Below are 10,675 nucleotides of genomic sequence, written 5' to 3' on the forward strand. Positions count from 1 at the left end.
GAACCCGGCCCGAGCCTGCGGTATCCGTGCCCAAGGCAAAGGGCACGATCCCCGCGCCGACCGAGGTGGCCGAGCCCGACGACGAGCCCCCCGGTACCAGATCCTCCCGCACGCTATTGCGCGGAATCCCATAGGGCGATCGCACGCCGACGAGGCCGGTGGCGAATTGATCGAGATTGGTTTTCCCAATCACAATCGCCCCCGCCGCTTCCAACCGGGCAACGGCAAAGGCCGATACGGCAGGCGTATAGGCGAACTCGGGGCAGGCGGCGGTCGTCGCAGGCCAGCCACGTCAATATTGTCTTTCACGAAGAAGGGCACGCCGAACAGCGGCAGGTCCGTGCGGCCCGCCAGTGCGCGCGCGGCCGCAATCGCCGCCGCTTCCGGACGCAAAGCGATCAGCAGCGCCGGATCGTTCCAGTCGCGCAGCTTGGCATAGGCGGCCCGAAGCCCCGCTTCCGCCGATCCCGTTGCCAGGGCCTCGGCCCGATAATCCGCCAACGTCAGCATGCTTCGCGCTCCCTTCATTTATAGCGGGAACATGTATGCAATGCCGGTGCCAGAGTCTATTTTTTAATCAAATCTGGATTTCTTTAGCGAAATGCCGGTGCACGACAACCGCCGCGCCCCTGACCCGCCCATTCGGTGCGCAGAGCGCTGATCTTTTCGGCAGAGGCCTTAGACAGCAGGCAGACTCAATACCGCCTCCACCCCATCGGCCCAGCCGGTCGCAGGCGACAGAAGATCGAGCCGCCCGCCGATGCCCGTGGCAATCGCTTCGGCAATGGCAAGCCCTAGACCCGTGCCCGACGACGCCGTTGCCCCCCGCGCGAAACGGGCTTTGAGCCCCGCCAAAGTTTCGGCGGACAAAACCGGGCCGTGGTTGCGAACGTGAACGGCCCCCTCCGTCAAGTGCAGGTCAACCGGGCTGCCGGGCGGACTATGCTTTAAGGCGTTTTCCAGCAGATTGCGCAGGATCAGCGCAAAAGCATCGGCATCGACCCGCGCCCGCAGGTGAACCGTCGCATCGACGCGAACCTGAACCCGCGCGCCCGTGCCCTCGGCCCGCGCAATTTCCTCCAGAATATGCGGCACCAGCGGTAGGAGATCCTGGGGCTCCGGCGGCAGAAACAGCCCCGCTTCGGCCCGCGCCAATTGCATAAGCTTTTCGGCCAGATGAGCGAGGCGCTGGAGTGATTGCTCAACCTGCTCCGCCCGCGCGCGCAGTGCCCCCGGCGGCGCTTCGGTCTTCAGTCGCTGGGTTTGTGCCAAGGCCCCGGCAATCGGTGTGCGCAACTCATGGGCGCTATTGGCGGTAAAGGAGCGCTCCGACGTTAACGCCAAGTTCAGTCGCTGCATCAGTCGATTGACCGCGCCGACCAGCGGGAAAACTTCGACAGGCAGCAGCAACCCCTCAATCGGCGACAGATCGGCATCGTCGCGCCGCTCGATTTCCGCCCGCAACTGGCGCACGGGGGCCAACGCGCGGCGGACGCCCCACCAGACCGCGCCGAGACTCGTCGGAATAAGGGCGAGGAGCGGCATCAGCAACCCTAAACTCGCTTCCCACGCCGCCTCCTGCCGATGGGCCAGCGGTTCGGCGACTTCGATGAAGACGCTTCGGCTGACGCCCGCTTCGCTGTAAATGCGCAGCTTCGGCGCATCGTGAAACCCCTCCACCGGTAGCAGCGGAAACCCCGCAGGATCGGCATCATGGGAAGAGAGAAGAATTTTCCCCGCCGCGTCCCGGACCAGATAAGTCAGATATTCGCCATGAGGCCGCAGAGTGGAAATATGTTTAACCGCATCGGTCGGCGCGCTCTGGTACAGGCTTTCGACGGCCAGAGGCAAAATCCGCTGCGCCGTTTCCTGCAACGCACTGTCGAAGGCTTCGTCCAACTCGTGCCGAACGATTAGCATTGATATCAGCGTCGCCACGCCCCAAAAAGCCAGGGTCATCAGGGTTAGCCCGAAGCTTAAGCGGCGCTGGAGACTATAGACGCTCATGCCGCCCCCAGCCGATAGCCCAAGCCCCGTAGGGTTTCGATGACCCCGTGCCCGAGCTTTTTCCGCAGACGGCTGACATGGGCTTCCACCGCATTGCTTTCGACCTCGTCGCCAAACGCATAAAGCGTTTCTTCCAGTTGGGTTTTTGAAACGATTGTGTCTCGGCGGCGCAATAGCGCATCGAGTAAGGCCCATTCCCGCGCGGTGAGACTGATCGGCTGCCCTTCCAGACTGGCGGTACGGGCGGCAGGATCGAGACTGACACTACCAAGGGTCGTTACCGGGTTCGGCGTGCCCGCATAACGCCGTGCCACGGCCGCCACCCGCGCCGACAGTTCGGTTAGATCGAAGGGCTTGACGAGATAATCATCGGCTCCCCCATTCAGCCCGGCGATCCGGTCGGAAATCTGGTCGCGCGCGGTCAGAATAATCACCGGAACCCGCGCGCCCCGGCGGCGCAGCGCCGTGAGAAAATCGAGCCCCCGCCCATCGGGCAAAGCAAGATCGAGCAGCAGACAATCATACGCCGCCACCGCCAGAAAATCATCGGCCTCGGCGATGCGCTGCGCCCAATCCACCGCGTGCCCATCGGCCAGCATCTGATCGCGCACGGCCCCGCCGATCAAACCATCGTCTTCGACTAACAGAATGCGCATGAAAGCCCCCCTGTTCGGGAGTGTGCCCGAAAAGCCTGACAGGACGCTGACGAATTTTCGCATCCCGGTCAGGGTGCCGTCAGGTTCGCCTAGTAGATTGAGCCACGCCCCCCTTTCGAAAGAACGGCCATGAAAATCGCCCTTCCGCTAACAAGCCTAGCCCTCTGCCTCGCCTCGTCCCTCACTCTCGCCAGCGGAACGCACTGCACCGCGCCGGTCGCAGACTGGCAGCCGCGTGAAAATTTGCAACGGAAGCTCGAAAACGACGGCTATAGCGTCCACCGTATCAAAGTTGACGATGGGTGCTACGAGGTCAAAGCGACCGACCGCGCCGGAAAGCACTTGGAGATCAAATACGATCCAAAGAGCTTCGCGCCCCTTAAAATTGAAGACGACTGAAAAACCGAAGGTAACTCTAGACTTCCCCCGGACGCTATGATTGATGCACCCGCAGACGCCTTAACCTCGAAAGCAGCATCATGGCCCTGCGCGATATTATCGCCTACCCCGACCCCCGATTGCGCCAGAAGGCCGCGCCCGTTACCGCCTTTGACGCCGATTTGCGCGCACTGGCCGAGGATTTGCTCGAAACCCTGCGCGCCGCCCAAGGCCTCGGCATTACCGCCCCCCATATCGGCGTGCTGACGCGGGTGACGGTCATCGAGCTTTCCCCGGAAGATGGCCCGCGTACCTATGTGAACCCGGAAGTGATCTGGTCGTCGCCGGAAACGGCAAAGGACCAGGAGGGCAGCCTGTCGATGGCGGGTGTGCTCGACACGCTGGAGCGCCCGGCCAAAATCCGCCTGCGCTATCAAACCATCGACGGGGAAACCCGCGAAGAAGAGGCCGAAGGCCTGCTGTCGGTCTGCCTTCAGCATGAGATCGATCAACTCGACGGGATTTTCTGGATTTACCGCCTCTCCGCCCTCAAGCGCGAGCGGCTGGTGAAGCGCTATGAAAAGCTGAAGCGGTTGGGCCGACATGAACCTGCCGCCTGAGTATCAAAACGCCATCCGCTTCCAGTTCGGCGATTCGCCGGAACTGGCCGATGAACTTCTGGAACTGGTGCTACGCGGCGTTAAAACCGCCACGTGCGGCGCTTTGCGCGACTATGGCGAGGCCGAGCCGATGCCGCAAGTCGGGCGGCGCGATGTAGTGCTGGATGGCGCAGGCCGCCCCGCCTGCGTAATCGAAACCACCGAAGTGACGATCCAGCGCTTTTGCGACGTGGATAACGCCTTTGCCATCGCGGAGGGCGAAGGCCCCTATGAGGCGTGGCGAAGCGGGCATAGGGCGTATTTCGCGCGCAATGGCGGCTTCGATCCGGAGATGCCGTTGGTCTGTGAGCGCTTTCGGCTGATCTTGGTTTTAGACCGCCCCGCTTAACGGTGCAGCAGACCCTAGGCATCTTTCATCGATGCCTAGGGTCAAGCCGGTGTGCCTTTAGCCCTGAATGAAGGCTAAGAGATCGGCATTGAGCTGGTCCTTATGGGTATCGGTGATCCCATGCGGCGCACCCGGATAGGTTTTCAGCACGGAGCCCGGAATGAGCGCCGCCGACGCCCGGCCCGCCGCGTCGATGGGCACAATCTGATCGTCTTCGCCGTGGATGATAAGCGTCGGCACGTCAAACTTCTTCAAATCCTCGCGGAAATCGGTTTCCGAGAAGGCTTTGATGCTGTCGTAAGTGTTTTTTATGGCCGCCCATCATGCCTTGCAGCCAGAAACTATCGATCATGCCCTGCGAGGCCACCGCGCCGGGGCGGTTGAAGCCGAAGAACGGCCCGCTCGCGACATCTTGATAGAGTTTGGAGCGGTCGGCGAGGCTGCCCGCGCGGATACCGTCGAACACTTCCAGCGGCAGCCCGCCCGGATTGGTATCGGTTTTCAGCATCAGCGGCGGCACCGCACTGACCAACACGGCTTTTGCCACCCGCGCCGTGCCATGACGGCCAATATAGCGCGCGACTTCGCCGCCGCCCGTGGAAAAGCCGATCAGAACCGCGTCTTTCAGGTCGAGATGTTCGATGAGCTGCGCCAAATCGTCGGCGTAATGGTCCATATCATTGCCGTCCCAGGGCTGGCTGGAGCGACCGTGACCGCGCCGGTCGTGGCCGATGGCGCGGTAGCCGTTGGACGCCAGGAAGAACATCTGCGCCTCCCAGCTATCGGAACAGAGCGGCCAGCCGTGGCTGAACACCACCGGCTGCCCGCTGCCCCAATCCTTGAAATAGAGTTCGACGCCATCCGTGGTGGTAAAGCTGCTCATAATCTAATTGCCTCATCGGTAAGGGGGGAAACGCGCACGGGGCCTCGTATCGGAAGTTCCCCACGCCCGTCTTGAACGATCAAACGGTTACGACGAATTGGCGTCGCCATTCACCCGGCGGCGTCCCGACCATTTGCCGAAACAGCCGGGTTAGATGCGGTTGATCGGCAAAACCACACTCTAAGGCCACCTCCGAAAGCGACCGATCCGTTGTGCGCAAAATCTGCTGAACGCGCGCAAGCCGCCGCTCTATCAGATAGGCGTGGGGGGAGTAGCCAAACGTATTTGCAAACACCTGGCTAAAATAATTAGTACTCAGACGGCAGATTTTTGCAAGATCGCAGACGCGGATGCGCGCTGTCATATTTTCGTCAATATAGTTATTAATCTGAATAACCTGCCACGGTAATAAAAATCCAATCTGCTTCTTAGGTATTCGCTTAAGCCAAGGTGCCGGAGCCATTCTAAAGCATTGGCGAACCGGCGTGTACTCCTGAACATAGTTTGACTTGATCCACATCGCGCGACACACTCATCCAAATTTCTCAGGAGTTTCGATCAAACACCCTCATTTTGCATCACAAAATCGGTGAAATCTTCAAGACCCTCCGCTCAAACCCCCGCATACCGACCCCCACGGGCGGCGCTCCCGCCCCTCCCCAATCGAAGGACATGATCTATGGCTCCCCAAGCGACCCCGACCCCCGGTGCAAAGCTGCTGACCCCCAAAGATCACACGCTGATTATGATCGATTTCCAGTCGCAAATGTCGTTTGCGACGAAATCCATCGATCCGGTCTCCTTACGCAATAACGCTGCGCTGGTGGCCAATGCCGCTGCGGGCTTCGGCGTTTCGACCATTCTCACCACGGTTGCCGAAAAAAGCTTCTCCGGCCCGATGTTCACCGAAGTGACCGACCCGTTCCCGGGGCAAGGCCTGCTCGACCGCACGTCGATGAACACCTGGGAAGATGCCGCCGTCATCGCCCAGGTGAATAAGATCGGCAAGGGCCGCATCGTGCTCGCCGGGCTGTGGACCAGCGTTTGCATCGTCGGCCCGGCGCTGTCGGCGCTCGATCAAGGCTTTGAAGTCTATGTGATCGCCGATGCCTGCGGCGACGTTTCGACCGAAGCCCATGAAGTCGCGCTTCAGCGCATGATCCAAGCAGGCGCGCGCCCGATGACCGCCCTGCAATATATGCTGGAGCTTCAGCGCGACTGGGCGCGCACCGAAACTTACGAACTCACAACGGGCATCGCCAAGAAATACGGCGGGGCGTATGGCCTCGGCATTATCTACGCAAAATCGATGTTCGGTGCCTCCGAAGCCCATTAATCGACGCGATGGCTGCCGGGTTTCATCCCGGCAGCGCATTTTAGGGGGCATGCGATGAAGCCTTATTTGCTCTCGCTCGGGGTCGGTCTGTTGATCGGCGTCATTTACAGTCTTCTTAATGTCCGCTCTCCCGCCCCGCCGATCATTGCCTTGATCGGCCTGATGGGCATTCTGGTCGGCGAGCAGATTGTTCCTGTCGGCAAGCACCTGTTGGAAGGCGCGGGTTTTTCCGCCGCCGTCGAAACCAGCCAATGCAAAGATCATATCCTCGGTGCCTTGCCGGGCCGGGATACGCAGCCGTGCCAGCCTTCCAAAGACGCATCGGAGACCCCGTCATGACGCCCGATCTCATTCTCTATCGCGGCCAGTTCACCACGCTCGATAAGAGCAACCCAGTCGCGAGCGCCGTTGCGATTAAGGACGGGAAGTTTCAAGCCGTGGGCCGGGAAGAAGAGATTCTACCGCTCGCCGGGCCGGAAACCCGAAAGATTGACCTCAAAGGCCGCCGCGTGCTGCCGGGGCTGATCGATAATCACCTGCACATCATTCGCGGCGGGTTGAACTTCAATCTCGAACTGCGCTGGGACGGCGTGCGCTCGCTGGCCGACGCGATGGAAATGCTGAAGCAGCAGGTGGCGATTACGCCACCGCCGCAGTGGGTCCGCGTCGTCGGCGGCTTCACCGAGCATCAGTTCGCCGAAAAAACGCCTGCCGACGCTGGCGGAAATCAACGCGGTTGCCCCCGATACGCCCGTCTTTTTGCTACATCTCTATGATCGTGCGCTTCTGAATGGCGCGGCCTTACGCGCGGTCGGCTATACGAAGGACACGCCGAACCCGCCGGGCGGCGAGATCACCCGCGATGCGGCGGGCAATCCCATCGGCCTGCTGCTGGCGAAACCCAATGCGGGCATTCTCTATGCGACGCTGGCCAAAGGCCCGAAGCTGCCCTTCGAGTATCAGGTGAATTCCACCCGCCATTTCATGCGCGAACTGAACCGCTTGGGCGTCACCGGCGCGCTCGATGCGGGCGGAGGATTTCAGAATTACCCGGACGATTACGCCGTCATCCAGAAGCTCGCCGACGAAAACCTGCTGACCATCCGCCTCGCCTATAATCTCTTCACCCAGAAGCCAAAGGGCGAGAAGGAGGATTTCCTCAATTGGGCGAAAACCTCCACCTATAAGCAGGGCACCGACTATTTCCGCCACAATGGCGCGGGCGAAATGCTGGTCTTCTCCGCCGCTGATTTTGAAGATTTCCGCGAGCCGCGCCCGGAGATGGGGCCGGAAATGGAAGGCGATTTGGACGGCGTCGTCCGCATCCTCGCCGAAAACCGCTGGCCCTGGCGCATGCACGCAACCTACGATGAGACCATTGCCCGCGCATTGGATGTGTTCGAAACGGTCAATCAAGACGTACCGCTCGCGAGTCTGAACTGGTTCTTCGACCACGCCGAAACCATTTCCGAGAAATCCATCGACCGGATCGCCGCCCTCGGCGGCGGTATCGCCGTGCAGCACCGCATGGCCTATCAGGGCGAATATTTCGTCGAGCGCTACGGCCTAGGCGCGGCGGAAGCCACCCCACCGGTGAAGAAGATTCTGGAAAAGGGCGTGAAAGTTTCTGCCGGGACCGACGCGACGCGCGTTGCCTCCTATAATCCTTGGGTATCGTTGGCGTGGCTGATTACCGGCAAAACCGTCGGCGGCCTGCGGCTCTACCCCCAGCATAATTGCCTGGACCGCGAAACCGCCCTGCGGATGTGGACCGAAAACGTCACCTGGTTCTCGAATGAAGTGGGCAAGAAGGGCCGCATCGAAGCCGGGCAGTTCGCCGATCTGATCGTCCCGGACCGCGATTTCTTCGCCTGCCCGGAAAGCGAGATTGCCGATACCACGGCCCTGCTGACGATGGTCGCCGGGCGCGTGGTCTATGGCGCGGGCGAATTTTCGTCCCTCGACGAGGCCGCGCCGCCGCCCGCCATGCCCGATTGGTCGCCCGTGCGCCGCTATGGCGGGTTCGCTGCCTGGGGGATCGAGCCGGGCGCACAAGCTCAAGCGCAGCGAGCCGTCGAAGCAAGCTGCGCCTGCGCCAATGATTGCAACGTTCACGGCCATCGCCACGCGACCGCTTGGTCGGCGAAACTGCCGATTGCCGATCTGAAAAGCTTTTGGGGGGCGCTGGGGTGCGCCTGCTGGGCGGTTTAGATGGGAGCGCGTATCCTCGCCAAACCCTTTATCCGCTGGATCGCCCTCCTCGGCCTCTGCGCCGCCTATCTGCAAGGCGGGATCAATAAGGCGCTGGATTTCCCGTCCGCTCTGGGGGAGATGCAGCACTTCGGCCTCACCCCCGCCGCGCCCTTCGCGGTGGCGGTGATCGGGCTCGAACTCGGCGCGTCGCTGCTCATCCTCACCGGCTTTTACCGCTGGCTGGGGGCGCTGGGGTTGGCAGGCTTCACGCTGATGGCGACCTTTCTCGCCAACCGCTATTGGGAGGCGGCGCTCCCGGAGCGCTTCATGCTCGCCAATAGTTTTTACGAGCACCTCGGCCTTGTCGGCGGCTTTTTACTGGTGGCCTGGATCGATCTGAAAGAGCCGCACCTATGACCAAAGCCGCCCCCGGTGCCTTCGCGCCCCTAAAACATCGGATTTTCGCCGTCCTTTGGGCCGCGACGGTGCTGGGGAATATCGGCAGTTTCATGCGCGATGTGGCGAGTTCCTGGCTGGTGACGGACCTCTCAGCTTCCCCCGCCGCCGTGGCGCTGATGCAGGCGGCGGCGACCCTGCCGGGGTTTCTGTTGGCGATTCCGGCCGGGGTTCTGTCGGACATTCTCGACCGGCGCAAGTTTCTGATTGTCGTGCAGCTTTTCTTAGGCTGCGTCAGCCTCTCGCTGGTGCTGCTGGCCTCCAGCGGGGCGCTGACGGTGAGTTCCTTGATCGGCCTTACCTTCTTAGGCGGGCTCGGCGCGGCCTTGATGGGGCCGGTCTGGCAATCCATCGTGCCGGAACTGGTGCCCCGCGCCGATTTGAAAAGCGCGGTGGCGCTCAATTCCCTCGGCATCAATATTTCGCGCTCCATCGGCCCGGCGGTTGGCGGCTTGCTGCTGGCGAGCTTCGGCGCCTCCGTTACCTATAGCGTCGATGTCGCGAGTTATATTCTGGTTATCGCCGCGCTGATCTGGTGGCAGCGCGCCCCCCATGCCGACGATGCCCTGTCCGAAGGCTTCTTCGGGGCGTTTCGAGCCGGGTTGCGCTACGCGAGAGCGAGCCGCGAGCTGCATATTGTGCTGTTCCGCGCCTTCCTGTTTTTCGCCTTCGGCAGCGCGGTTTGGGCGATGCTACCCTTGATCGCGCGCAATCTGTTGGGCGGGGACGCAAGCTTTTACGGGATCATGCTGGGGGCGGTCGGGCGCGGGCGCGATTATGGGGGCGCTGCTGCTGCCGCGCTTGCGCGGGCTGCTCTCGACCGATGGGCTCGTGCTGACCGCCGCCTTAGTTGCCGTCGCGGCGATGATCGGCCTCTCCTTCGCGCCGCCGAAAACCGTGGCGCTGCCGATCCTGCTCGCCCTCGGCGCGGCCTGGATCGTGGCGCTGACCACGCTGAACGGCACCGCGCAGGCGATTTTGCCGAACTGGGTGCGCGGGCGGGCGCTCGCCGTCTATCTCACCGTCTTCAATGGCGCGATGACGGGGGGAAGCCTTGGGTGGGGCTTGATCGCCCAGGAACTCGGCGTGCCGCTGACGCTGCAAATCTGCGCGGGGGCGTTTGCCGTGGTCGCCCTCCTGTGCCACCGCGTCGCGCTGCCCACGGGCGAGGCCGATCTCATTCCCTCGAACCATTGGCCGGAGCCTTTGGTTCACGCCGAGGTCGGCCCTGATCGCGGCCCGGTGTTGATCCTCATCGAATACCACATTCGCCCCGAAGACCGTGCGGCCTTCCACCGCGTGCTAAAACGCCTCTCGGCCGAGCGGCGGCGCGACGGCGCCTATGGCTGGGGCGTGACCGAGGATTCCGCCGATCCCGAGCGGATCGTCGAATGGTTCATGGTCGAATCCTGGGCCGAGCATTTGCGCCAGCATCGGCGGGTTTCCAAGGCCGACGCCGATTTGCAGACGGAAGTGCTGGCCTTCCACCAGGGCGCGGCGCGACCAACGGTGCAACATCTGCTGACATTACCGATTTGAAATAATCTTACCTAACGCCCTATCCGCTCTATAAAGGGAAAAATACTCAGACATAAAAGCAAGAATTACCCTACGATCTCTATGCAAAATTGATGCCTGTATAGATCCATCTCCAGTACGCGTAGGGTTATAAGATCCTACCCAAACCGCTTTTGGAATAATAACCCTTTCAAAATCACCACCTAACTCCTCTGCAAGAATCTCACGGACATTGCAGAA

Annotated in this window: 15 protein-coding genes and 2 pseudogenes; 9 read left to right on the forward strand and 8 right to left on the reverse strand. The window is 61.6% G+C overall.

Translation table 11 applies throughout. The features are described from left to right. From VZ95_RS29590 to VZ95_RS01150, 4 genes and pseudogenes are all read right to left on the reverse strand, one after another. Positions 1-217, reverse strand: a pseudogene (locus VZ95_RS29590) (amidase family protein); the annotation flags it as partial. Continuing rightward, positions 190-528: an amidase family protein gene (locus tag VZ95_RS29595; protein ID WP_456297662.1), complete on the reverse strand. Its 339-nt coding sequence runs from the start codon at positions 526-528 to the stop codon at positions 190-192. The gene VZ95_RS29595 and the pseudogene VZ95_RS29590, both read right to left, overlap by 28 nt. Before the next feature lie 150 nt (positions 529-678). Beyond that, positions 679-2,007, reverse strand: a complete 1,329-nt coding sequence (locus VZ95_RS01145; protein WP_045774247.1) for an ATP-binding protein — start codon at positions 2,005-2,007, stop codon at positions 679-681. Continuing rightward, positions 2,004-2,663 (reverse strand): response regulator, encoded by a 660-nt coding sequence (locus VZ95_RS01150; protein ID WP_045774248.1) that lies wholly within the window; start codon positions 2,661-2,663, stop codon positions 2,004-2,006. Before VZ95_RS01150 ends, VZ95_RS01145 begins: the two co-directional genes overlap by 4 nt. Before the next feature lie 129 nt (positions 2,664-2,792). Between VZ95_RS01150 and VZ95_RS01155 the strand changes: the two genes are divergently transcribed. From VZ95_RS01155 to VZ95_RS01165, 3 genes are all read left to right on the forward strand, one after another. Further along, the gene (locus VZ95_RS01155) at positions 2,793-3,062 is read left to right on the forward strand and encodes a PepSY domain-containing protein (protein ID WP_045774249.1); all 270 of its coding nucleotides are present in this window, start codon (positions 2,793-2,795) and stop codon (positions 3,060-3,062) included. An 80-nt stretch (positions 3,063-3,142) separates the two neighbouring features. Next, on the forward strand, positions 3,143-3,661 hold the full coding sequence (locus tag VZ95_RS01160) for a peptide deformylase (RefSeq protein WP_045774250.1): 519 nt from the start codon (positions 3,143-3,145) through the stop codon (positions 3,659-3,661). Then, positions 3,645-4,049 (forward strand): ASCH domain-containing protein, encoded by a 405-nt coding sequence (locus tag VZ95_RS01165; protein ID WP_045774251.1) that lies wholly within the window; start codon positions 3,645-3,647, stop codon positions 4,047-4,049. Before VZ95_RS01160 ends, VZ95_RS01165 begins: the two co-directional genes overlap by 17 nt. Positions 4,050-4,106: 57 nt before the next feature. Here the strand turns inward: VZ95_RS01165 and VZ95_RS29600 are convergent, their stop codons facing one another. From VZ95_RS29600 to VZ95_RS26470, 3 genes are all read right to left on the reverse strand, one after another. Further along, positions 4,107-4,289, reverse strand: a complete 183-nt coding sequence (locus VZ95_RS29600) for an alpha/beta hydrolase (protein WP_332307964.1) — start codon at positions 4,287-4,289, stop codon at positions 4,107-4,109. Position 4,290: 1 nt separating this feature from the next. Then, positions 4,291-4,932, reverse strand: coding sequence for an alpha/beta hydrolase (locus VZ95_RS01170; protein ID WP_332307965.1), 642 nt, complete (start codon positions 4,930-4,932; stop codon positions 4,291-4,293). Between the two features lie 79 nt (positions 4,933-5,011). Next, on the reverse strand, positions 5,012-5,452 hold the full coding sequence (locus tag VZ95_RS26470; protein WP_084627500.1) for a helix-turn-helix domain-containing protein: 441 nt from the start codon (positions 5,450-5,452) through the stop codon (positions 5,012-5,014). A gap of 159 nt (positions 5,453-5,611) precedes the next feature. Here VZ95_RS26470 and VZ95_RS01180 point away from each other — a divergent pair, with 159 nt between their 5' ends. From VZ95_RS01180 to VZ95_RS01200, 6 genes and pseudogenes are all read left to right on the forward strand, one after another. Next, positions 5,612-6,268 (forward strand): hydrolase, encoded by a 657-nt coding sequence (locus VZ95_RS01180; protein ID WP_045774253.1) that lies wholly within the window; start codon positions 5,612-5,614, stop codon positions 6,266-6,268. 54 nt (positions 6,269-6,322) lie between these two features. Next, positions 6,323-6,607 carry a XapX domain-containing protein gene (locus tag VZ95_RS01185; RefSeq protein ID WP_045774254.1) on the forward strand — a complete coding sequence of 95 codons (285 nt, stop codon included), beginning with the start codon at positions 6,323-6,325 and terminating at the stop codon, positions 6,605-6,607. Beyond that, on the forward strand, positions 6,604-7,044 hold the full coding sequence (locus tag VZ95_RS27815) for an amidohydrolase family protein (RefSeq protein ID WP_269747038.1): 441 nt from the start codon (positions 6,604-6,606) through the stop codon (positions 7,042-7,044). The genes VZ95_RS01185 and VZ95_RS27815 overlap by 4 nt, the downstream gene beginning before the upstream one ends. Further along, complete coding sequence (locus tag VZ95_RS01190) at positions 6,995-8,479, forward strand: amidohydrolase (RefSeq protein WP_269747039.1); 1,485 nt, start codon at positions 6,995-6,997, stop codon at positions 8,477-8,479. Before VZ95_RS27815 ends, VZ95_RS01190 begins: the two co-directional genes overlap by 50 nt. Further along, positions 8,480-8,878, forward strand: a complete 399-nt coding sequence (locus VZ95_RS01195; protein ID WP_045774255.1) for a DoxX family protein — start codon at positions 8,480-8,482, stop codon at positions 8,876-8,878. Further along, positions 8,875-10,456 (forward strand): annotated as a pseudogene (locus VZ95_RS01200) (MFS transporter). The gene VZ95_RS01195 and the pseudogene VZ95_RS01200 overlap by 4 nt, the downstream one beginning before the upstream one ends. Here VZ95_RS01200 and VZ95_RS26475 read toward each other — a convergent pair. Further along, positions 10,445-10,675, reverse strand: a 231-nt coding sequence (locus VZ95_RS26475; RefSeq protein WP_232302428.1) for a hypothetical protein, incomplete at its 5' end; no start/stop codon positions are given. The pseudogene VZ95_RS01200 and the gene VZ95_RS26475 sit on opposite strands and share 12 nt — an antisense overlap.

It is taken from the genome of Elstera litoralis (assembly GCF_000963705.1).
In the GTDB taxonomy this organism is placed as follows: Bacteria; Pseudomonadota; Alphaproteobacteria; order Elsterales; family Elsteraceae; genus Elstera; species Elstera litoralis.